The following is a 22,526-nucleotide window of genomic DNA, read 5'->3' on the forward strand; positions in this document are numbered from 1 at the left end:
TTATCTTACATCCGGAAAACCCCACGGTTGTCATGTTTTATAATCTACAGTTTTTATAGAAAATGTAATTTTGGGGTTTATTATTTTACCTTTTGGATATTGTATGAGAGAATTTACAAATTTTCTAGGTATAAATTTAATACAAAAAAACACTTCCATATGGAAGTGTTTTAAACGTTGATATATGAATAATATTAACGTTTTGAGAATTGTGATGCTTTACGGGCTTTTTTGAGACCTGGTTTTTTACGTTCAACCATACGGGCGTCACGTGTAAGGAGTCCAGCGCGTTTCAAAGCACTACGGAAGTCTGGGTCTACTTGGAGCAATGCACGAGCGATTCCGTGACGGATAGCTCCTGCTTGACCTGATACACCACCACCATTTACGTTTACGAGTGTATCGTAGCTACCTTCTGTTTGTGTAGCTGCAAATGGTTGGTTGATAACGAGACGCATGTCTGCGTGTGGGATGTAGCTTTCTACTTCACGTCCGTTAACTGTGATTTTACCAGTACCAGGTACGAGACGTACGCGTGCTACTGCATTTTTACGACGGCCTGTGCCGGCATATTGTACTTGTGCCATTATGTTCGTTCCTTCCTGATTAAATCAAACCTGTGATGTCAAGGACTTCAGGTTTTTGAGCTGTATGTGTGTGTTCTGCGCCAACAAACACTTTAAGTTTCATGCCTTGAGCACGTCCAAGTGTGTTGTGTGGAAGCATACCTTTTACTGATTTTTCAATCAAACGTACAGCATTTTTTTCACGGAGTTCACCAGCAGTAACTGATTTCAATCCACCTGGGTGAAGTGAGTGTGAGTAATATACTTTATCAGTTGCTTTTTTACCAGTCAATTTGATTTTTTCAGCGTTAACAACGATTACGAAATCACCTGTATCAGTATGTGGTGTGTATGTTGGTTTGTTTTTTCCGCGAAGTACGCTTGCGACAACTGCAGAAAGACGTCCAAGAGGAACATCAGTTGCATCGACGACGTACCATTTACGGTCAACGTTTTGAGCGTTAGCCATGAATGTAGTTTTCATCATTTTGGTTATTTTCCTTTTACTAGAATTTGTTTACAGCAGGTGTAAGAGTCCTGCAAAGTATTTTTGGGTTTCCGGGGCCACAAAAATGGGGTAAACAATACCGTTTATCATCATATCATATTATTCCTGGGTTTGTCAAGACATTTTAGGGATTATACCCCCTTTATTTACTTCTTTTCGTGGATTATGTATTTTTTAGTTTTATATCTTTTCAAATGTTTCTTTGTGGTTTTTGCTACAAGCATTATGGTAGCACTTCCATTTGAACTATGATAGACTTTTTTAAAAGGGGTTTATATAATACAAGTCCTTTTATTCAGTTAGTCCTCAGAAATTTTTGGGATTTATATAGAAAATAGGAGCTCGATGATGTTTTTAGCAATTAATGAAATTAAACATTCAAAATTAAGATATGCTCTCGTAATTGGTGTCATGTTTTTGATTTCCTATCTTGTGTTTTTCTTATCTGGTTTGGCCTATGGTTTGGCTCAAGAAAATAGAATGGCAGTTGATAAATGGAAAGCAACTGATATTTTTTTATCTGAGAAAGCCAATGATTCTCTCAATATGTCAATGATTGATTCAGATATTGCCAGCCAGGTGAAGGCGAAAGAAAAGGCAGTTCTCGCTCAAACTGCTGGGATTATTTATGATGCCAATGATGAAAGTAAAAAAAATAATGTCAGTTTTTTTGGAATTAATTCAAATGAATTTTTAAATCCCAATATTATTGAAGGGAGGGATTTTAAAAATAAGGGCGAAGTAGTAGCTGATATTAGTTTTAAAAATCAATATGATTATAAACTTGGTGATAAAATTAAATTAGCAACCAATAATGAAGCATTGACTATTGTTGGCTTTACAGATAATGCTAAATTCAATATTTCACCTGTGCTTTATACTTCTTTAGATACTTTCCAACAAATTCGTTATGGTTCAAATTCCAATTTTCAACCTAAAACTACATACAATGCTATCGTCACGCGCGGAAAAATTAGCCAACAGCCTAAAGGGCTCCAAAAATTATCTATCAGTAAATTTATAGATAAACTTCCTGGTTATAGTGCACAAGTGTTGACCTTTGGTTTCATGATTGGCTTTCTAGTGGTTATTGCTGCGGTTGTCATTGGAATCTTTATTTATGTTCTGACAATGCAAAAAATAGCGATTTTTGGTGTAATGAAGGCTCAGGGAATTTCCAGTCGCTTTATTAGTAATTCTGTCATCGCTCAAACTTTTATTTTAGCTTTTAGTGGGGTATTAATTGGTTTGTTAGCCACTTTAGGTTCTGCGTTAATTTTACCGGAAGCTGTTCCTTTTCAAACAAATCTCCTCTTCTTTGGAGTGATTACCCTTTTAATGATTGTGGTTGCAATTGTGGGCGCTTTGTTCTCTGTCAGAGCAATTGTCAAAATTGATCCACTAAAAGCGATTGGATAGGAGAAATAATGAAAGCTATTGAATTAAAAAATGTCAAAAAATCTTTTAAGGATGGGGATGAAACAATAGAGGCTTTAAAAGAAACTAATTTCTCTGTTGATAAGGGTGAGTTTGCGGCAATCATTGGCCCCTCAGGTTCTGGGAAAAGTACCTTACTTACTATTGCCGGCGGACTGCAAAGTCCTTCTTCTGGGGAAATTTGGATTAATGGCCGAGCTTTAAATGAAAAAAAGGAGAAAGCACGCGCTAAGGTTCGTTTTGAAGAAATTGGTTTTATTTTACAAGCTTCTAATCTCGTGCCATTCCTAACAGTTAAGAAACAACTTCAATTGGTTGACAAGGTAAATAAGGCAAAAGAAAATAGAGCAGGCTTAGACTTACTCAACCGTTTGGGGCTTGAAAAATTGGTGGATAAATATCCTGAGGAACTTTCTGGTGGGGAACGGCAACGGGTAGCTATTGTTCGTGCTTTATATAATGACCCTACAATCATTTTGGCTGATGAACCGACCGCAAGTTTGGATACTGAAAAAGCTTATGAAGTGGTTAAAATATTAGCTAAGGAAGCAAAAGAAAAAAATAAGGCAACAATTATGGTCACTCATGATTTACGTTTGGTTGATTATTGTGACAAAGTTTATCTGATGGAAGATGGGCGTTTAAGTGAGAAAGTTGACTAACTTTGAGGTCTTCGTATTTAGAATATGAAGACTTTTTTCATTATTTTACAACATGTTTGCTATAATAGATTCTAATAAGAAATTATTTTTAATAAATGGTCGGATTCTTATTCTAGAATAGCTAATTTATGGTAGAATGTTCTTATGAATATTGTTCTAAAATTAGAGACTAAAGAACGCCAACAGCTCGCTGAGAAATACAAATCCTATGAGCAAGTTTCCAAAAATCCTTACATCACTTTTTTTGCCAAGGTTGGGAAAACTTCTATCTCGGTTTATACTTCTGGAAAAGTTGTTTTTCAAGGAAACGAGGCTGAAAAATTAGCGAGTGACTTTGGTCATATTGCTCAAGTCGTTCCTCAAAAACAAACAAATCTTATTGGGACTGACGAGGTGGGCAACGGGTCATATTTTGGTGGTTTAATGGTTACTGCTAGTTTTGTCAGTGAAGAAAACTTGAATTTTCTAAAGGAAATTGGAGTCGCTGATTCTAAAAAATTAACTGACGAAAAAATTTGTCAAATTGCTCTAAAATTGATTGATAGAATTCCACATGTTGCTTTAGTGGTTGAACCTGCCAAGTATAATGAGGTGATTGCTTCTGGTTATAATGCTGTCAGCATTAAAGTTGCTCTCCATAATCAAGCCATTTATCTTCTTGAAAAACAATTAGGTCATAAGCCTGAAAATATTGTTATTGATGCTTTCACAACGGAAGCAAATTATAAAAAATATGTTAATAAAGAGCAAAATCATCCGCTGACAACGGTAACTTTACTGACAAAAGCTGAAGATCAGTTTCTGGCTGTTGCTGTCAGTTCAATTATTTCTCGTTATCTTTTTTTAGAAAATCTAAAAAAATTATCTAAAGAATCAGGTTTCACGTTACCCAGTGGAGCAGGAAATTTATCTGACAAAATTGCAGCACAAATTATCAAAAGTCAGGGAGTTGATGCTCTGAATCAGTTAGCAAAACTTCATTTTGCTAATACACAAAAAGCGATTAAAATCGCTCAATTATAGAAAGTAAAATTATGATGAAATTTTTAAAAGAGTGGGGATTATTTCTCTTTATAATTATCGCTATTCTTCTCTCACGTGTCTTTCTTTGGTCACTTGTTGTTGTGGATGGTCATTCAATGGACCCAACTTTAGCTGACAAAGAACGTCTGGTTATTGTAAGAAAATCAACCATTAATCGTTTTGATATTGTTGTTGCCAAAGAAGAAACAGCCGATGGTTCAACTAAAGATATCGTGAAACGTGTCATTGGAATGCCCGGAGATACTATAAAATTCGACCATGACCAACTCACAATCAATAACAAAGTTTATCCAGAAAATTATCTCAAAGATTATCAAAAACAACTTGCTGACGGTCAGTTGGAAAAAACTTACGGTAAGTATCCTTTAACAAATGCACTCAGTGAACAAAACCGCAGTTTGTTTGTTAGTTTAGCTCAAAGCACCAAAGCATTTACCACTGACAGCACCGGTAATCCAACCTTCACAGTAAAAGTTCCTGAGGGACAATACTTCCTGATGGGAGATAATCGGGTAGTTTCTCAAGATAGTCGCGCAGTTGGAACTTTCAAGCGTTCAGCAATTGTTGGTGAAGCGAAATTACGAGTGTGGCCACTCAACAAAATTTCTTTCTTTTAAGTGAATAAATAGAAAAAGTTACTGACAGAATATCCTGTCAGTAACTTTTTTATTTGTCATTAAATATATTTCCCAATTGAACATCAATTGAGCGGTTAGCAATGTCAATTCGATCAACTTTCAAGATTGATTTGTAATCATCAATCAATCGCTCACCTTTAAATGGTCCTTCAAGAAAAACGGCAACACCGGCAAGTAAACAATCAAATTCATGAACAAGACTTCTCATTCCATTGATTGTTCCTGCGCCTTTCATGAAGTCGTCAACGATCAAAACATTTTGACCAATTGAAAGACTCCGTTTGGATAAAGTCATATTTTCAACACGAGAGCTTGAACCTGACATATAATTTACATTAAGCGTTGCTCCTTCGGTCACTTTAGGGTCACGACGAACAATTACGAAAGGAACATCTAGAATCTCAGCAACTGACTGAGCAATTGGAATCCCTTTTGTGGCAATAGTCATGACGACATCAACTTGCTTTTCATGATACTCATGAGCAATAATTTGACCAATTTTACGAAGATTTGATGGAGTGCCTAAAATATCTGACAGATAAATATATCCTCCAGGTAAAATTCGATTTTCTTCACGTAAAAGTTCAGCAATTTCCTGACTCATTTCCAACGAACGTTCGTCAGTAATGTAAGGCGTAAACCGAACTCCTCCAAGGCTACCTGGGAAAGTTTCAACCAGACCTACTCCTTGGTTTTCAAAAACACGTTTGATAAATACTAAATCTTCTGAGATAGATGATTTGGCTACCTCATAATGTTTACTTAATTCATTTAAATTTAGCATTTGATTGGGATGATTAATTAAAAAATTTGTAAAATCAACTAAACGTTCGTTTCTTTTCATTTATTATCTCATCTCCTATTTGATAAGCTTATTATAGCATGGCATTTCCGAACATTCAAGTTTCACATGAAACAATTTTACTGACAAATTTCAGATTCATAAAATATTTTTCTGTCAGTAACATTTCATTTTAAAATCAATATAAAAAAAGCAGTATCACTTAGATACTGCTTTTTCACTTTTAGGAGTAAAGTTATGAAAAATTTTTTTGGAATAAATATATTATAGCTTCACTGACTTAATGGTTCATTAAGTCAAGATAAAGTGAAACTAAACCAAAGAAAATCTTGTCAGTAAAAAAAATAACCTGTCAGTACTGACAGGTTATCTCATATTATTAAAATTAAAGCTTAGTCAGCGTTACGGCCATTTTTAGCAATAATTTCTTCTTGTACTGATTTAGGTACGTCTGAATAGTGGTCAAATACCATCATGAAAGTACCACGTCCTTGTGTAGATGAACGGAGTGTTGTTGCGTAACCGAACATTTCAGCAAGTGGAACGAAAGCATTAACGATTTGTGATTTACCGTGAGCTTCCATAGAGTTCACTTGACCACGACGAGCAGTCACGTGACCCATGATATCTCCGAGGTTTTCTTCAGGAACAGTGATGGTAACTTTCATCATTGGTTCAAGGATAGCTGGTTTAGCAGTTTTAGCAGCTTCTTTCATAGCGAGAGATGCGGCAACCTTGAAGGCAGTTTCTGATGAATCGACATCGTGGTATGAACCATCGTAAAGTTTAGCTTTGATGTCAACCATTGGGTAACCAGCAAGGACACCGTTAGCCATAGTTTCAATCAAACCTTTTTCAACGGCTGGTACGAATTCACGAGGAACGACACCACCGACGATAGCATTTTCAAATTCAAATCCAGCGCCTTCTTCGTTTGGTGTGAATTCGATCCATACGTCACCGTATTGACCTTTACCACCTGATTGGCGTTTGAAGAATCCACGCGCTTGTGTAGAAGCACGGAATGTTTCACGGTAGGCAACTTGAGGTGCACCAACGTTAGCTTCAACCTTGAATTCACGTTTCATACGGTCAACAAGGACGTCCAAGTGAAGTTCACCCATACCAGAGATAACTGTTTCACCAGTTTCTGGGTTTGTTTCAACACGGAAAGTTGGATCTTCTTCAGCCAATTTTTGAAGGGCAACACCCATTTTATCTTGGTCAGCTTTAGTTTTAGGTTCAACCATCAATTGGATAACTGGTTCTGGAACTTCAATTGATTCAAGGATGATTTTAGCTTTTTCATCTGTCAATGAGTCACCAGTTGTTGTATTTTTCAAACCAACAGCAGCGGCGATATCCCCAGCATAAACTGTTTGGATTTCTTTACGAGTGTTAGCGTGCATTTGAAGAATACGTCCGATACGTTCACGTTTACCTTTTGAAGTATTCAAAACGTATGAACCAGCATCAAGTGTACCTGAGTAAACGCGGAAGAATGAAAGACGTCCAACAAATGGGTCAGTCATGATTTTGAAAGCAAGAGCTGCAAATGGTTCTTCATCTGAAGCTGGGCGTTCGTCTTCTTCGTCTGTATCTGGGTTAACACCTTGGATTGCAGGGATATCAAGTGGGCTTGGAAGGTAGTCAATAACTGCATCAAGCATCATTTGAACACCTTTGTTCTTGAAGGCTGAACCAGCAAGCATTGGGTAGAAGTCAACATTGATTGTTGCTTTACGGATAGCAGCTTTAAGTTCTGCTTCTGGAATTTCTTCACCAGCAAAATATTTTTCCATGATATCTTCATCGAAATCAGCAATTGCTTCGATGAGTTTTTCACGCCATTCGTTTGCAAGTTCTGTGTATTCTTCAGCATTGAAATCCAAAGCTGCCAATTCAGCGTTAAATTCGTCTGAACCTACAACAGTTTCTTTAATATCTGTACCAAGGTCGTTAGTATAGATTTCAGATTTCATAGTTACCAAGTCAATGATACCGATGAAGTCATCTTCTGCACCAATTGGAATTTGGATTGGATGAGCATTAGCACCCAAACGATCTCCCAAAGTAGAAAGTGAGTAGTAGAAATCAGCACCGATTTTGTCCATTTTGTTAGCAAAAACGATACGTGGAACACCGTATTCAGTCGCTTGACGCCATACAGTTTCTGTTTGTGGTTCAACACCTGATTGAGCATCAAGAACGGTAACAGCACCATCAAGAACACGGAGTGAACGTTGTACTTCGATTGTGAAGTCCACGTGACCTGGTGTGTCAATGATATTTACGCGGTTACCTTTCCATTCAGCAGTTGTTGCTGCAGATGTGATTGTGATACCACGTTCTTGTTCTTGCTCCATCCAGTCCATTTGTGATGCACCTTCGTGAGTTTCACCGATTTTATGGATTTTACCAGTGTAGTAAAGAACACGTTCAGTTGTTGTTGTTTTACCAGCATCGACGTGGGCCATGATACCGATATTACGTGTATTAGCAAGTGAAAATTCGCGAGCCATTTTGTTCTCCTATTTGATTTTAGTCATGAGAATTTCTCATTAGTTTTATTGTATCAAATTTATGTTAAAAAATTAAAACAAAACCGAGCAGGCGAGGAGCCCAAGCCCGGTAATGTTCGTTTTTTTACATCAATTCGATGTTACTTTACAATCTTTAAGACTGATCGTAAAATTTATTTGCTAAGCAGAAGCGAGAAAGAAGGTTCCGAAGCGTACTAGAGTACGCGAGGGTTCTTCTGACGAAGCAGCTGCAACGCAAATAGATTTTACCAGCGGAAGTGAGCGAACGCACGGTTAGCTTCAGCCATTTTGTGAGTATCTTCACGTTTTTTGACTGCTGCACCTGTGTTGTTAGCTGCATCCAAGATTTCTTTTGCAAGACGATCTTGCATTGTGTGTTCACCACGGTTACGAGCGATTGTTACCAACCAACGAAGTCCAAGAGTTGTACGACGTTCTGGACGAACTTCAACTGGGACTTGATAGTTAGAACCACCGACACGACGAGCGCGAACTTCAAGAACTGGCATGATGTTTTCCATAGCAGTTTCGAAGACTTCGAGTGGGTTGTTTCCAGTAGCTTCTTCAATTTGTTTGAAGGCACCGTAAACGATTTGAGACGCAACACCACGTTTACCATCAAGCATAACGCGGTTGATAAGACGAGTTACGACGATTGAGTTGTACATTGGATCTGCCAAAACTTCACGTTTTGGGGCACGATTTTTACGCATTCTTACTTATCTCCCTTCTTAAGCTTTTGGTTTTTTAGCACCGTATTTAGAACGGCTTTGTTTACGGTCAGCGACACCTGCTGTATCAAGTGCACCACGAACGATATGGTAACGTACCCCTGGAAGGTCTTTTACACGTCCACCACGAAGAAGTACAACACTGTGTTCTTGGAGGTTGTGTCCGATACCTGGGATGTACGCTGTTACTTCCATAAGGTTTGAAAGACGTACACGCGCGAATTTACGAAGCGCTGAGTTAGGTTTTTTAGGAGTCATAGTACCAACACGAGTTGCTACTCCACGTTTTTGTGGGCTTGCAAGTTTAGTTTGTACTTTTTTACGGCTGTTGTAGCCAACGTTCATTGCTGGTGATTTAGATTTAGTCACTTGAGCACGACGTGGTTTGCGTACCAATTGGTTAATTGTAGGCATTTTACTGTCTGCTTTTTGTATTTTTCCACATTTTTATGCGAAGCGATGAGAAATACAAAAGCATTCCTTTCTTTTTATTGGATGGCGAATCGCCAATTTTTTAGTCAGTATATGGTCGCTTAAGCCAAGTTCTGACAAGAAGTTTAGCAACTTATACAAGTTCTCCTGAGAGTCCAAAGTAAAAAGTACCGTTTAATATAATATCATTTTTTATAACAATTGTCAATCTATTTTTTAGAATTGATTTTGAAAAAATAAAACTATTTAATTATCTATCAAGTTTTGAATCTATTGTACCTTACGAATAGACTATGGTATAATCGAGTCATGAAAAAAATTGCAATTATTTTTTGTAGTTTCCTGATTAGTCTGTCAGTCCTTTCGGGCTTTTCTGTCAGTGCTGCTACGACTCCAACGACAAATGATTTTACGGTTGCTGCTAAATCAGCAATTGCTATTGATGCCTCAAGTGGTAAAATTTTATACGCACAAAATGCTGATGATGCAAGCACTCGCATTGCCTCTATCACAAAATTACTGACAGCCTATTTAGTTTACAAAAATGTAGCTGAAAATAAATTGACTTGGAATACTAAAGTTCCTATTTCAGATTATGCTTATGAATTAACTCAAAATTCTAATGCTTCCAATATTCCCCTTGCTCAAAATGGTCAATATACTGTCAAAGATTTATTGAATGCTTTACTTCTTCCGTCAGCAAATTCTGCTGCTGTCGCTTTAGCTGAAAAAATTGCTGGTTCAGAACCAAAATTTGTTGATATGATGACAAAACAAATGAAAGACTGGGGAATTACTGACAGCCATCTCGTCAATGCTTCTGGCTTACCAAATGATGATTTAAACGGTCATATTTATCCAGGGTCTGGTGCCTCAGCAACAAACACAATGAGCGCAAAGGCTGTAGCAACACTTAGTTATCATCTTATTCAAGATTTCCCAGAAATTCTTCAAATCACTAAAAAAACAGAAATTCCTTTTGATACCGGCAATGAAGCAAAGATGACCTTAACTAATACCAATCAAATGCTTAGTGGTTTTTCTACTTCAAGAACTGGTGTGGATGGCTTGAAAACAGGTTCAACAAGTTTTCAAATTGACTGTTTTGCTGGAACAACAAATCAAAACGGTTTTAGAATCATTACGGTTGTTTTAGAAGCTACAGATCCTGCTGCTGACAACTCAACTCCTTTCACCCTCACAAATCAACTGATGAACTATGTTTATGGTCATTGGCGTACGACCAGTCTTGTGCAAAAAAATCAATCCTTAGATGATTTTAAAGAAATTGCTGTGACTGATGGAAAAGAAAAATCTGTTCAACTCGTTGCTCCACAAAATATCACTCCCGTTGTTCCTTATGCTACAGATGGTAGTGCAGATACAAAATCACTGACAGTCAAATTCAGTAAGAAAAAAACAGCCTCCGTTGAAGCAACTGTGACTAAAAACCAAAAACTTGTCACTCTTTCTACTACAGTAAAGGATAGTTTAGGCTATCTTCCAAATTGTACCGCAGAACAAATTCCATTGGTTGCCAAGAAAACTGTCCCTCGCAGTAGCGCTCCAAAGGTTTTTTGGAATCATTTTGTAAATTTCGTTAATGAAAAACTCTAAAATTTTACTGACAGAAAAGCTGTAAGTAAATTAGCTTATAAAAAAGCCGTCAATTTACTGACAGCTTTTTTATTATCCTTTAGATTTTACAATTGCAAGTAAAATTGCACCTGTTACGAATAGAACAATCCCAATTCCAACATAAACCAATTCTTTTTTGGTTTTCTTTTCACCAAGGAAGAGAATTCCTCCAATAGTTGAAATGATGACACCTAATTGCGAGAATGAAAAGGCAATTGCGTTACCAGCAGCGCTTGCAGCCATAAGCATAAAGATATTACCTACACCCCACATTGCTCCAACAATCATATTTTGATAAACATATTTTTCCATTTTAATTTTGAAACGCCCCATCACAAGTGCTCCAAAAATCATTCCAACTGACATTGGCAAGATAATTGTCAATGTATCAAAATGAACATTGAACCAAAGTACTGCTAAGTTATTGAAAAGAATAACATAGATAACATATCCCAAAGTTGAGTAAGTTAAAGCAGTCAATCCTTTAGTATAATTACGTCCTTCTTCAACAACTGCATTTTCTGGGTCACGTTTAGCTGAGAAATAGAACCCAACTACCAAAACAGCCATCGCAATAAATCCGAGAATAAATTGAATTTGTTTTGTCCATTCGTGGAAAGCAAAAACCCCAATCAAGCCACCAATTACTAATTGACTCCCTGATGAAAGCGGACTTGCTACTGAAACACCCATGTATTTCATTGAATTAAACTGACCAAATTGTCCAATTGCCCAAAGCAATCCACCAATAAATCCAATTAAGAAAATTTGCCATGTCAACGTTGGCATGCGGAATAAGAAAACAATAAGTGCAAAAACAAAAGCGCCCAAAGTCATTCCAAGTGTTTGTTGTTTAGCATCACCACCAAATTTATTAGCTACAAATCCGATAGAACCCCAAGCAAACATTGGAACAAGCGCGAGAAGAACTCCTTGCATGTGTATATTTACCTCTTTAAAATAATTTTTTACTTAAAAAATTAAGCATTTCTCTATTTTACTCTTTTTTTTGGAAAAAACAAGAGATAAAAGAATACATAAGATTCACAACTGTTCAAGTAAATTTATTTTCTTTTTTCGATTAGGACTAAAATTGGCGGCGTATGAATTTGGTTAAGAGGTGCATAAGAAGTCACTTCCCAGTCCTTTTGTGGCAAACTAGAAGTCCACTTAATAACGGCATCTTTTTCTTCCATTCCCCCCTCGTGACCGTAATAAATCATAATCGCAATTCTTCCACCTACAACTAACTGATTAGTCAAAGCATCTAGAGCAGTCAAAGTGGTATCAGCCTTTGTAACCACACTTTTATCAGTTTTGGGTAAGTATCCAAGATTAAAAATAGCTGCTTTGATTGGCTCTTTGACATATTCAGAAAGCTTTTCATGACCAGACAAAACTAGATTTACTAACGGCTCTGTCAGTAAATTCGAGAGATTTTTTTCAAATATTTGATTCTTTATTCCAGCATCATCTAAACGTTTTTCAGTTGCATTCAGCGCTTCTTCTTGCACATCAAAAGCATATACATTCGCCCCTAATTCCGCTAAAAATTGAGTATCATAACCATTCCCCATCGTTGCATCCACCACAACATCATTAGTGTTGATGATATCTTTCAACATCCAGTGAGCCATTTCTAACTGTTTTAACATTTATTTCCTCATCACTTTCTAATTATTTTTATATACCAATTTCAGTTTTACTGACAGATTTTCAATTTCTTTCCTATTATAACACCAAATTCAATAAAAAAGAGATGAATAAAAATTCACCTCCTGTCAGTTAAAATGTAATTAGATCACTAAGCCGAACATCTTTACAACCTTGAACACTTCCTCGCCGTTCCATTTCAGCATCAATACTATTCAAAACTTCCCACTTTTTTAAAGACCACATAGGTCCAATAATTAAATCCCGCGGAGCATCTCCTGTTAAACGATGAATAACAATTTCTTTTGGAATCATCTCTAATTGGTCACAAATCACTTTTACATATTCTTCTTGCGACATCAGCTGTAATTTTCCTTCATGATAATCACGTTGCAAACGAGTTTGCTTCATCAAATGAAGTAAATGTAATTTCACACCTTGAATATCAGAATCTAAAACCATTCGACGAACATTTTCTAACATCATCTCACTAGTTTCACCAGGTAAACCATTGATTAAGTGAGTACAAACATTAATATTATGAAGCCTCAATCTCTTCACCGCATCTACATAGGTTTCATAATCATGAGCTCGATTAATCAAATCTGATGTTTCTTCATAAGTAGTCTGCAAACCCAAATCAATCCAAACTTCCATTCGACGATTTAATTCTGCCAAGTAATCCACAACATCATCTGGTAAACAGTCAGGACGAGTACCAATTGAAATACCTACAACATCTGGTTGGTTTACCGCTTGTTCAAAACGCTCTCTCAGTACTTCAACAGGCGCGTGAGTATTAGTGAAATTTTGGAAATAAACAATATATTTCTTCACTCCAGGCCACTTTTTATGAAATTGAGCCACTTCGGCAGCAAATTGGTCCGCAATTGGAGCTTCTGGCTCCAAAATCATGTCCCCTGAACCAGATACTGTACAAAAAGTACATCCACCATGAGCAACCGTACCATCCCGATTAGGGCAGTCAAAACCAGCATCAATAGGAACTTTAAATATTTTTTCACCAAAATTGGTTCGCAAATATTCATTCCAAGTTGTATATCTCTTTTGCATTCTATATCATCTCTCCGTTTATCAAATTATATCAAAATTTCTTAAACATTTTCTGTATTTATAATAAAAAAAGAGACCCGTAGGTCCCTTAAAAGCTGCGGATGTCAGACTCGAACTGACGACATCATGATTAACAGTCATGCGCTACTACCAACTGAGCTAATCCGCAATAACATAAAACTCGGTTCCCCGAGTTTTAATAATATAGTCCGTACGGGATTCGAACCCGTGTTACCGCCGTGAAAAGGCGGTGTCTTAACCCCTTGACCAACGGACCATACTTTCAACTTGGCCACTCGCCTATCTCCCAGGGGGCAACCCCCAAGTACTTCCGCCGTAGATGGACTTAACTTCTGTGTTCGACATGGGAACAGGTGTATCTCCATCGCAATGATGACCAAATCATTAAATGTTACCTTGAACATTCAAAACTAAATAACAATTCTTCTAACGCTTAACCTTAAGCTTTTTATATTTGACTCTTTTGGTAAAGTCCTCGAGCGATTAGTACTGGTCCGCTCCAAGTCTCGCAACTCTTCCACTTCCAGCCTATCTACCAGATCATCTCTCTGGGCTCTTAATTCTTACGAATGGGTAATCTCATCTTGAGGTGGGCTTCGCACTTAGATGCTTTCAGCGCTTATCCCTTCCCTACATAGCTATCCAGCCGTGCTCCTGGCGGAACAACTGGTACACCAGCGGTAAGTCCATCCCGGTCCTCTCGTACTAAGGACAGATCCTCTCAAATTACCTACGCCCGCGACGGATAGGGACCGAACTGTCTCACGACGTTCTGAACCCAGCTCGCGTGCCGCTTTAATGGGCGAACAGCCCAACCCTTGGGACCGACTACAGCCCCAGGATGCGACGAGCCGACATCGAGGTGCCAAACCTCCCCGTCGATGTGAACTCTTGGGGGAGATAAGCCTGTTATCCCCAGGGTAGCTTTTATCCGTTGAGCGATGGCCCTTCCATGCGGTACCACCGGATCACTAAGTCCTAGTTTCCTACCTGCTCGAGTTGTAGCTCTCGCAGTCAAGCTGGCTTTTACCTTTACACTCTACGATTGATTTCCAACCAATCTGAGCCAACCTTTGAGCGCCTCCGTTACTCTTTAGGAGGCGACCGCCCCAGTCAAACTGTCCGTCAGACACTGTCTCCCTGGCCGATTATGCCAGCGGGTTAGAGTAACCATAAGTCAAGGGTAGTATCCCAACAACGCCTCAATAGAAACTAGCGTCCCTATTTCAATGGCTCCTACCTATCCTGTACATGACTTACAGGTACTCAATATCAAACTACAGTAAAGCTCCATGGGGTCTTTCCGTCCTGTCGCGGGTAACCTGCATCTTCACAGGTACTAAAATTTCACCGAGTCTCTCGTTGAGACAGTGCCCAAATCATTACGCCTTTCGTGCGGGTCGGAACTTACCCGACAAGGAATTTCGCTACCTTAGGACCGTTATAGTTACGGCCGCCGTTTACTGGGGCTTCAATTCATACCTTCGACTTACGTCTAAGCACTCCTCTTAACCTTCCAGCACCGGGCAGGCGTCACCCCCTATACATCACCTTGCGGTTTAGCAGAGAGCTGTGTTTTTGATAAACAGTTGCTTGGGCCTATTCACTGCGGCTGGCTTTTACACCAGCACCCCTTCTCCCGAAGTTACGGGGCTATTTTGCCGAGTTCCTTAACGAGAGTTCTCTCGATCACCTGAGGCTACTCGCCTCGACTACCTGTGTCGGTTTGCGGTACGGGTAGATATGACTTTACGCTAGAAGCTTTTCTTGGCAGTGTGACATCAGAGAGTTCGCAACCGTAGTTGCTTCCCCATCACAGCTCAATGTTAAAGAGAAATGCATTTGACACATCTCACACCTCACTGCTTAGACCAGAATCCATTAACTGGCATCTCTTAGCCTACTGCGTCCCTCCATCACGATCATATCTAGTACTGGAATATCAACCAGTTGTCCATCGACTACGCCTTTCGGCCTCGCCTTAGGTCCCGACTAACCCAGGGCGGACGAGCCTTCCCCTGGAAACCTTAGTCTTACGGTGGATAAGATTCTCACTTATCTTGCGCTACTCATACCGGCATTCTCACTTCTTAACGCTCCAGCACTCCTCACGGTATACCTTCATCGCGGTTAAGAACGCTCTCCTACCATTGATAAAATATCAATCCAAAGCTTCGGTAATATGTTTAGCCCCGGTACATTTTCGGCGCAGGGTCACTCGACTAGTGAGCTATTACGCACTCTTTGAATGATAGCTGCTTCTGAGCTAACATCCTAGTTGTCTGTGCAACCCCACATCCTTTTCCACTTAACATATATTTTGGGACCTTAGCTGTTGGTCTGGGCTGTTTCCCTTTCGACTACGGATCTTAGCACTCGCAGTCTGACTGCCGAACATGTGTATTAGCATTCGGAGTTTATCTGAGATTGGTAATCCTAGACGGACCCCTCACCCAAACAGTGCTCTACCTCCAATACACTTACATTTCGACGCTAGCCCTAAAGCTATTTCGGAGAGAACCAGCTATCTCCCAGTTCGTTTGGAATTTCTCCGCTATCCACAAGTCATCCAAACACTTTTCAACGTGTCCTGGTTCGGGCCTCCAGTGCGTCTTACCACACCTTCACCCTGCTCATGGATAGGTCACTAGGTTTCGGGTCTACATCATGATACTAAGTCGCCCTATTCAGACTCGGTTTCCCTACGGCTCCGTCTCTTCAACTTAACCTCGCATCATAACGTAACTCGCCGGTTCATTCTACAAAAGGCACGCTCTCACCCATTAACGGGCTCGAACTTCTTGTAGGCACACGGTTTCAGGTGCTATTTCACTCCCCTCTCGGGGTTCTTTTCACCTTTCCCTCACGGTACTGGTTCACTATCGGTCACTAAGGAGTATTTAGGGTTGGGAGATGGTCCTCCCGGATTCAAACTGGATTTCGCGTGTCCAGCCCTACTCAGGATACTGCTAGGTATAAGCGCTATTTCGTCTACGGGATTATTACCCTCTTTGATTAACCTTCCCAGGTTATTCGACTATAATGCTTAAGTCCACGTTGCAGTCCTACAACCCCAAGAAGCAAGCTTCTTGGTTTGCCCTTCTTCGCGTTCGCTCGCCGCTACTTACGAAATCGTTTTTACTTTCTCTTCCTGCAGGTACTTAGATGTTTCAGTTCTCTGCGTTACCTTTACATGAGCTATGTATTCACTCATGAATAACTGCTAGTAGCAGCTGGGTTTCCCCATTCGGAGACCTAGGGATCAATGCGTACTTACTGCTCCCCCTAGAATATCGTCGTTAGTCACGTCCTTCATCGGCTCTTAGTGCCAAGGCATCCACCGTGCGCCCTTATTAACTTTGCCATGATGATTTATAATCATCGTTTTTCAAGTATAAGTTTGTAAATTCTTTAAAATTCACAGCTTTTGGTTTATTTATCGTTATTAGATATTGTTATTTAGTTTTCAATGTTCAAGTGATTTTAACGTCTTGTCTGACAATGGAGCCTAGCGGGATCGAACCGCTGACCTCCTGCGTGCAAAGCAGGCGCTCTCCCAGCTGAGCTAAGGCCCCACAATCAAGAAGTTGATTCTTGCTTAGGTTTATCACTAAACCCCTCAAAACTGAATAAAGTTGAATGCTCACGTCTTTGTATATATTCCTTAGAAAGGAGGTGATCCAGCCGCACCTTCCGATACGGCTACCTTGTTACGACTTCACCCCAGTCATCGGTCTTACCTTAGGAAGCGCCCTCCTTGCGGTTAGGCAACCTACTTCGGGTACTCCCAACTCCCGTGGTGTGACGGGCGGTGTGTACAAGGCCCGGGAACGTATTCACCGCGGCGTGCTGATCCGCGATTACTAGCGATTCCGACTTCATGTAGGCGAGTTGCAGCCTACAATCCGAACTGAGAATGGTTTTAAGAGATTAGCTAAACATCACTGTCTCGCGACTCGTTGTACCATCCATTGTAGCACGTGTGTAGCCCAGGTCATAAGGGGCATGATGATTTGACGTCATCCCCACCTTCCTCCGGTTTATCACCGGCAGTCTCGTTAGAGTGCCCAACTTAATGATGGCAACTAACAATAGGGGTTGCGCTCGTTGCGGGACTTAACCCAACATCTCACGACACGAGCTGACGACAACCATGCACCACCTGTATCCCGTGTCCCGAAGGAACTTCCTATCTCTAGGAATAGCACGAGTATGTCAAGACCTGGTAAGGTTCTTCGCGTTGCTTCGAATTAAACCACATGCTCCACCGCTTGTGCGGGCCCCCGTCAATTCCTTTGAGTTTCAACCTTGCGGTCGTACTCCCCAGGCGGAGTGCTTATTGCGTTAGCTGCGATACAGAGAACTTATAGCTCCCTACATCTAGCACTCATCGTTTACGGCGTGGACTACCAGGGTATCTAATCCTGTTTGCTCCCCACGCTTTCGAGCCTCAGTGTCAGTTACAGGCCAGAGAGCCGCTTTCGCCACCGGTGTTCCTCCATATATCTACGCATTTCACCGCTACACATGGAATTCCACTCTCCTCTCCTGCACTCAAGTCTACCAGTTTCCAATGCATACAATGGTTGAGCCACTGCCTTTTACACCAGACTTAATAAACCACCTGCGCTCGCTTTACGCCCAATAAATCCGGACAACGCTCGGGACCTACGTATTACCGCGGCTGCTGGCACGTAGTTAGCCGTCCCTTTCTGGGTAGTTACCGTCACTTGATGAGCTTTCCACTCTCACCAACGTTCTTCTCTACCAACAGAGTTTTACGATCCGAAAACCTTCTTCACTCACGCGGCGTTGCTCGGTCAGACTTTCGTCCATTGCCGAAGATTCCCTACTGCTGCCTCCCGTAGGAGTTTGGGCCGTGTCTCAGTCCCAATGTGGCCGATCACCCTCTCAGGTCGGCTATGTATCATCGCCTTGGTGAGCCTTTACCTCACCAACTAGCTAATACAACGCGGGATCATCTTTGAGTGATGCAATTGCATCTTTCAAACTTAAAACTTGTGTTTAAAGTTTTTATGCGGTATTAGCATTCGTTTCCAAATGTTGTCCCCCGCTCAAAGGCAGATTCCCCACGCGTTACTCACCCGTTCGCTGCTCATCCAGTTGGTACAAGTACCAACCTTCAGCGCTCAACTTGCATGTATTAGGCACGCCGCCAGCGTTCGTCCTGAGCCAGGATCAAACTCTCAAATAAAGTATTTAAGTCACCGAAGTGACTGGCTTGTCTTTCATTATTGATTGACAGATTTTTGATGTATCTTACTACATCACATGAGTCATTCTTCTTTATTCAGTTTTCAATGGTCTAGCTTATCGCTTCAAGACCCTCGTCTCTTGCGACAACTATTATATTCTATCAAACCTACCTAATCTTGTCAAGAATTAACTGTGGCTTTTACGACTTTTTTTATCTTACGTTCGCTTTTTCCCTCCCCTGTATTCGCTTTATTTCATGCCACCACTGATTTTCATTACTTTTTATTTTTTCTTATTTTTTAGTAAGATAAGGTACTTATTTTAGTCTTTCTTACCTTCTGAGAATAAAATTCTTTGATTTTTTACGTAGAAATGATGTTTTTAAACTTAAGTAAATTTTTATTATGGATAGTAGAAAATTGAACTTTCTCTTATTTTGTAGCAAATAGTTCGTCTCTATATTCCGTCTTTATATAGTAGAAAACTTAAAATTTAACAATTTATTTTCAAATTCTTGGATTTTATTACATTAGAGATAAAATATCCCCAAAGATAGAACTGACTGTCTAAAAGCTGTGGTAAATTTTTCTTATTTTTTTCTTTTTCCACAGCAAATAATCTATAAATTTAACTTTTTTTGATTTGTGGATAAGTCCGTATGCATTTGGTATTCCTTATCTTTTTCTGTGGATAAAAAAACTTTTACACATTATCCACAGTTTTGTTAATAACTTTTTCTTATGGTGGAAAACTTTCTTTTGTTAATTTCAACAGACTGTGGAAAAATATAATGTGAAATGATATAATGAGTTATCAACAAACTAAAAAGTAAAGGAGTAATATGGCATCCCTTAATGAAAATCAAAAATTTTGGGCCCGTGTAACCGAACTAGCTCGGCAGAGTATCGGTAAACAAGCTTATGATTTTTTTATTGAGCCTGCTCAATTAATGTCTGTCGAGCAAGATACTGCCAATATCTTGCTTGATAGTGGAATGAAAAAAGATTATTGGAAAAAACAGTCCGATTTGATCACAACGGCGGGATTTGAGGTCTTTGGTCGGATGATTGATTATGAACTCTATGCAAATGATGAGTTAACTGAACTGGAACTTCATCGTTTAAATAATCAATCTTCTATTGAAGAGCAGCCGCATTCTACTGCTAAACCCGCTTCTCCTTTGGTTAGTGGTCTCAACGAGAAATATAATTTTGAAAATTTTGTGCAAGGTCCTGGTAACCGTTGGACTTTGGCTGCGGCAATTGCTGTTGCTGATAAACCTGGTGATACCTATAATCCACTATTTATTTATGGTGGAGCTGGTCTAGGTAAGACGCATTTAATGCATGCAATTGGAAATCAGATTTTGACTGACAATCCGACTGCTCGAATTAAATATGTTTCTTCGGAGAATTTCGTTAACGACTATGTTAATGCAACGCGAAAAAACCAAATGGAGAATTTTGAAAATACTTATCGTAATTTAGATTTACTTCTATTGGACGATGTGCAATTTTTCAGTGATAAAGAGGGGACGAAAAATGAATTTTTTAATACCTTCAACGCACTCTATGATAAAGGTTCCCAAATTGTTTTAACTTCTGATCGTATTCCGCAAGAATTAAATAATTTGGAAGATCGCTTGGTTTCACGCTTCTCTTGGGGTTTGACTACTGATATTACGGCTCCTGACTATGAAACTCGGATGGCTATTCTTTTGATTAAATCTGAATCAAGTCGTTTAGAATTTCCGAGTGAAACTCTATCTTATATTGCTGGTCAGATTGACTCAAACGTTCGAGAACTCGAGGGCGCTCTAAATCGGGTCGAATTTGTGGCTCGAGCAAATGGCATTGCCGTGGTCGATATCGAGACAGCAAGTCAGGCTTTGCGTTCTTTAAAAAATGCAACTCAGCAATCTTTATCAAATCTTACTATTAAAAAAATTCAAGATGAAGTTGCTAATTATTATCATATTTCATTCTCAGATCTTGTTGGTCCTAAGCGTCCTAAGGAAATTGCCTTTCCAAGACAGATTGCGATGTATCTTGTCAGAGAACTTTTAGGTACAAGTCTTCCGGCAATTGGAACTGCTTTTGGCGGCCGTGATCACACAACGGTAATGTACGCTTATAAACAAATTTCGGATAAGATGAAAAATGATATGGATGTTCAAAAAGACATCGATAGCATTAAACGTAAATTTTGAACCTGTGGAAAACTCAAGGACTTATAAAATACTTATTCTTTAATTATCCACAGGGGAAAAGCTTATACTTCTAAGTGGATTTGTCTTATACAGATTATCCACAGGACCTACTACTATTACTATTATATTTATAAAAAGAAATTATAAAGGAATCTCATGATTAAATTTTCAATTAATAAAAATGCGTTTCAAAATGCTTTGAGAATTACCAAACAAGCAATTGGTTCTAAAGTAACAATTCCTGCTTTAACAAAATTAAAAATTGAAGTTGAAGAAAATGGAATTACTTTAATTGGTTCAAATGGTCAAATTTCAATCAAGAATTTTTTACCTGTTGATAATAAAGATGCAAGTATGCTTATTTCAGGGACTGGTTCAGTTTTATTAGAAGCTGCTTTCTTTGAAAATGTGGTAAGTCAATTACCAGAAGTCACTCTTGAATTTACTGAAAAAGAACAAAAGCAAGTTTTGTTAACTTCTGGTAAGTCAGAAATTACTTTAAAAGGCCTGGATTCAGAAATCTATCCGCATTTACAAGAAATTTCCGAAGGCTCTTCATTGAAAATGAAAGTTAAAGTACTTAAAGAAATTTTTACAGAAACAGTTTTTGCTGTAAGTACTCAAGAAAATCGTCCCATTTTTACAGGTGTTCATTTAGAAACTTTATCAACTGGAGAATTAAAAGCAGTCGCAACTGACTCACATCGGATGAGTCAACGTTTATTGCCTTTAGAAGATTCAGAATTAAAATTTGATGTTATTTTGCCAAGTAAATCAATCAATAGTTTTAAAAATGTTTTCACAAATGATGAAGAAGAGATTGAAATTTTCATCAGTGGAAGCCAAATGCTTTTTAGAAATGAAACAATTAGTTATTATAGTCGTTTGATTGAAGGATCTTATCCTGATACTAATCGGTTAATTCCAAATGAAGCTGATTATACTTTAGATTTAGTTTTTGATGCTGCGCAATTGCGTCATACAATGGATCGTGCGCGTTTATTGACAGTAATGACAACTAATGGAACTGTAAAATTGACGGTTTCTGGTGATTCTGTAGTAACCACAGCCAACTCTCCTGAGGTAGGTTCTGTCCATGAAGAATTAACAGCCTTATCAAAAGAAGGAAATGACTTAGCAATCAGCTTTAATCCTGAATATTTGATTGATGCTTTGAAAGTGATTAAAGCACCAGAAGTTCGTATTCGCTTTATTTCTAATGTTCGTCCGTTCACTTTACAACCACGTAATGAAGAATCTGGATTTGTTCAATTGATTACACCAGTACGTACAAATTAATTTTATTGACAGCTCTTTTGTCAGCTTAGATTTGCTGACGAAAATGTCTGTC

The 22,526-nt window shown here is 39.0% G+C and carries 16 protein-coding genes, 3 tRNA genes and 3 rRNA genes; 7 read left to right on the forward strand and 15 right to left on the reverse strand.

Annotated elements, in window-relative coordinates; translation table 11 throughout:
- Window positions 1-194 precede the first annotated feature (194 nt).
- The gene (gene rpsI, locus LDP15_RS07565; protein WP_004254378.1) at window positions 195-587 is read right to left on the reverse strand and encodes a 30S ribosomal protein S9; all 393 of its coding nucleotides are present in this window, start codon (window positions 585-587) and stop codon (window positions 195-197) included.
- A 19-nt stretch (window positions 588-606) separates the two neighbouring features.
- Entirely contained in the window at window positions 607-1,053 is a 447-nt protein-coding gene (gene rplM / locus LDP15_RS07570) for a 50S ribosomal protein L13 (protein WP_010906417.1), read from the reverse strand.
- A gap of 369 nt (window positions 1,054-1,422) precedes the next feature.
- Between rplM and LDP15_RS07575 the strand changes: the two genes are divergently transcribed.
- The 4 genes from LDP15_RS07575 (at window position 1,423) to lepB (ending at window position 4,834) form a co-directional block, all read left to right on the forward strand.
- Window positions 1,423-2,493, forward strand: a complete 1,071-nt coding sequence (locus LDP15_RS07575) for an ABC transporter permease (RefSeq protein ID WP_042230664.1) — start codon at window positions 1,423-1,425, stop codon at window positions 2,491-2,493.
- Window positions 2,494-2,501: 8 nt separating this feature from the next.
- The gene (locus LDP15_RS07580) at window positions 2,502-3,173 is read left to right on the forward strand and encodes an ABC transporter ATP-binding protein (RefSeq protein ID WP_015427242.1); all 672 of its coding nucleotides are present in this window, start codon (window positions 2,502-2,504) and stop codon (window positions 3,171-3,173) included.
- 144 nt (window positions 3,174-3,317) lie between these two features.
- Window positions 3,318-4,196 carry a ribonuclease HIII gene (rnhC, locus tag LDP15_RS07585; protein WP_015427243.1) on the forward strand — a complete coding sequence of 293 codons (879 nt, stop codon included), beginning with the start codon at window positions 3,318-3,320 and terminating at the stop codon, window positions 4,194-4,196.
- Window positions 4,197-4,207: 11 nt separating this feature from the next.
- A complete protein-coding gene (gene lepB / locus LDP15_RS07590) occupies window positions 4,208-4,834 on the forward strand; it encodes a signal peptidase I (RefSeq protein WP_012898725.1) in 627 nt (208 codons plus the stop codon).
- A 49-nt stretch (window positions 4,835-4,883) separates the two neighbouring features.
- On the opposite strand, the gene purR is transcribed toward lepB, so the two are convergent.
- The 4 genes from purR to rpsL form a co-directional block, all read right to left on the reverse strand.
- A complete protein-coding gene (purR, locus tag LDP15_RS07595; protein ID WP_010906422.1) occupies window positions 4,884-5,699 on the reverse strand; it encodes a pur operon repressor in 816 nt (271 codons plus the stop codon).
- Between the two features lie 350 nt (window positions 5,700-6,049).
- Window positions 6,050-8,179: an elongation factor G gene (fusA, locus tag LDP15_RS07600; protein ID WP_015427244.1), complete on the reverse strand. Its 2,130-nt coding sequence runs from the start codon at window positions 8,177-8,179 to the stop codon at window positions 6,050-6,052.
- Between the two features lie 266 nt (window positions 8,180-8,445).
- Window positions 8,446-8,913: a 30S ribosomal protein S7 gene (rpsG, locus tag LDP15_RS07605; RefSeq protein WP_015427245.1), complete on the reverse strand. Its 468-nt coding sequence runs from the start codon at window positions 8,911-8,913 to the stop codon at window positions 8,446-8,448.
- 18 nt (window positions 8,914-8,931) lie between these two features.
- Complete coding sequence (rpsL, locus tag LDP15_RS07610) at window positions 8,932-9,345, reverse strand: 30S ribosomal protein S12 (protein ID WP_003129874.1); 414 nt, start codon at window positions 9,343-9,345, stop codon at window positions 8,932-8,934.
- A 327-nt stretch (window positions 9,346-9,672) separates the two neighbouring features.
- Between rpsL and LDP15_RS07615 the strand changes: the two genes are divergently transcribed.
- Window positions 9,673-10,980, forward strand: a complete 1,308-nt coding sequence (locus LDP15_RS07615) for a serine hydrolase (RefSeq protein WP_015427246.1) — start codon at window positions 9,673-9,675, stop codon at window positions 10,978-10,980.
- Between the two features lie 72 nt (window positions 10,981-11,052).
- Here the strand turns inward: LDP15_RS07615 and LDP15_RS07620 are convergent, their stop codons facing one another.
- The 9 genes from LDP15_RS07620 to LDP15_RS07660 all read right to left on the reverse strand — a co-directional run bounded on the left by LDP15_RS07620 (window position 11,053) and on the right by LDP15_RS07660 (window position 18,964).
- A complete protein-coding gene (locus tag LDP15_RS07620) occupies window positions 11,053-11,940 on the reverse strand; it encodes a GRP family sugar transporter (RefSeq protein ID WP_003132622.1) in 888 nt (295 codons plus the stop codon).
- Window positions 11,941-12,065: 125 nt separating this feature from the next.
- On the reverse strand, window positions 12,066-12,656 hold the full coding sequence (locus LDP15_RS07625; RefSeq protein WP_015427247.1) for a class I SAM-dependent methyltransferase: 591 nt from the start codon (window positions 12,654-12,656) through the stop codon (window positions 12,066-12,068).
- Between the two features lie 130 nt (window positions 12,657-12,786).
- A complete protein-coding gene (locus LDP15_RS07630; protein WP_015427248.1) occupies window positions 12,787-13,728 on the reverse strand; it encodes a TIGR01212 family radical SAM protein in 942 nt (313 codons plus the stop codon).
- A 95-nt stretch (window positions 13,729-13,823) separates the two neighbouring features.
- Window positions 13,824-13,897 (reverse strand) — tRNA-Asn (locus LDP15_RS07635).
- 36 nt (window positions 13,898-13,933) lie between these two features.
- Window positions 13,934-14,005, reverse strand: a tRNA-Glu gene (locus LDP15_RS07640).
- A 9-nt stretch (window positions 14,006-14,014) separates the two neighbouring features.
- A 5S ribosomal RNA gene (rrf, locus tag LDP15_RS07645) occupies window positions 14,015-14,130 on the reverse strand.
- Window positions 14,131-14,212: 82 nt separating this feature from the next.
- Window positions 14,213-17,113: ribosomal RNA gene (locus tag LDP15_RS07650) — 23S ribosomal RNA — on the reverse strand.
- A gap of 138 nt (window positions 17,114-17,251) precedes the next feature.
- Window positions 17,252-17,324: transfer RNA gene (locus LDP15_RS07655), tRNA-Ala, on the reverse strand.
- Window positions 17,325-17,417: 93 nt separating this feature from the next.
- Window positions 17,418-18,964, reverse strand: a 16S ribosomal RNA gene (locus tag LDP15_RS07660).
- The 16S, 23S and 5S rRNA genes sit together here with 3 tRNA genes alongside, the layout of an rRNA operon.
- An 843-nt stretch (window positions 18,965-19,807) precedes the next feature.
- On the opposite strand from LDP15_RS07660, the gene dnaA reads away from it, so the two are divergent.
- Together dnaA and dnaN are read left to right on the forward strand one after the other, a co-directional pair.
- On the forward strand, window positions 19,808-21,175 hold the full coding sequence (gene dnaA / locus LDP15_RS07665; protein WP_015425593.1) for a chromosomal replication initiator protein DnaA: 1,368 nt from the start codon (window positions 19,808-19,810) through the stop codon (window positions 21,173-21,175).
- A 156-nt stretch (window positions 21,176-21,331) separates the two neighbouring features.
- Entirely contained in the window at window positions 21,332-22,474 is a 1,143-nt protein-coding gene (gene dnaN / locus LDP15_RS07670) for a DNA polymerase III subunit beta (RefSeq protein WP_003130856.1), read from the forward strand.
- Window positions 22,475-22,526: the final 52 nt, after the last annotated feature.

Origin of the sequence: Lactococcus sp. SK2-659 (assembly GCF_020218185.2) — a bacterium.
GTDB classification, from domain to species: domain Bacteria; phylum Bacillota; class Bacilli; order Lactobacillales; family Streptococcaceae; genus Lactococcus; species Lactococcus lactis.

Excerpts from the sequence above, each read along its gene's own strand:
- rnhC (WP_015427243.1), top strand. The coding sequence starts at position 3,318 with ATGAATATTGTTCTAAAATTAGAGACTAAAGAACGCCAACAGCTCGCT.
- LDP15_RS07575 (WP_042230664.1), top strand. The coding sequence starts at position 1,423 with ATGTTTTTAGCAATTAATGAAATTAAACATTCAAAATTAAGATATGCT.
- LDP15_RS07630 (WP_015427248.1), bottom strand. The coding sequence starts at position 13,728 with ATGCAAAAGAGATATACAACTTGGAATGAATATTTGCGAACCAATTTT.
- rpsG (WP_015427245.1), bottom strand. The coding sequence starts at position 8,913 with ATGCGTAAAAATCGTGCCCCAAAACGTGAAGTTTTGGCAGATCCAATG.
- dnaN (WP_003130856.1), top strand. The coding sequence starts at position 21,332 with ATGATTAAATTTTCAATTAATAAAAATGCGTTTCAAAATGCTTTGAGA.
- purR (WP_010906422.1), bottom strand. The coding sequence starts at position 5,699 with ATGAAAAGAAACGAACGTTTAGTTGATTTTACAAATTTTTTAATTAAT.
- LDP15_RS07615 (WP_015427246.1), top strand. The coding sequence starts at position 9,673 with ATGAAAAAAATTGCAATTATTTTTTGTAGTTTCCTGATTAGTCTGTCA.
- LDP15_RS07625 (WP_015427247.1), bottom strand. The coding sequence starts at position 12,656 with ATGTTAAAACAGTTAGAAATGGCTCACTGGATGTTGAAAGATATCATC.
- lepB (WP_012898725.1), top strand. The coding sequence starts at position 4,208 with ATGATGAAATTTTTAAAAGAGTGGGGATTATTTCTCTTTATAATTATC.
- fusA (WP_015427244.1), bottom strand. The coding sequence starts at position 8,179 with ATGGCTCGCGAATTTTCACTTGCTAATACACGTAATATCGGTATCATG.
- rpsI (WP_004254378.1), bottom strand. The coding sequence starts at position 587 with ATGGCACAAGTACAATATGCCGGCACAGGCCGTCGTAAAAATGCAGTA.
- LDP15_RS07620 (WP_003132622.1), bottom strand. The coding sequence starts at position 11,940 with ATGCAAGGAGTTCTTCTCGCGCTTGTTCCAATGTTTGCTTGGGGTTCT.
- rplM (WP_010906417.1), bottom strand. The coding sequence starts at position 1,053 with ATGATGAAAACTACATTCATGGCTAACGCTCAAAACGTTGACCGTAAA.
- dnaA (WP_015425593.1), top strand. The coding sequence starts at position 19,808 with ATGGCATCCCTTAATGAAAATCAAAAATTTTGGGCCCGTGTAACCGAA.
- rpsL (WP_003129874.1), bottom strand. The coding sequence starts at position 9,345 with ATGCCTACAATTAACCAATTGGTACGCAAACCACGTCGTGCTCAAGTG.
- LDP15_RS07580 (WP_015427242.1), top strand. The coding sequence starts at position 2,502 with ATGAAAGCTATTGAATTAAAAAATGTCAAAAAATCTTTTAAGGATGGG.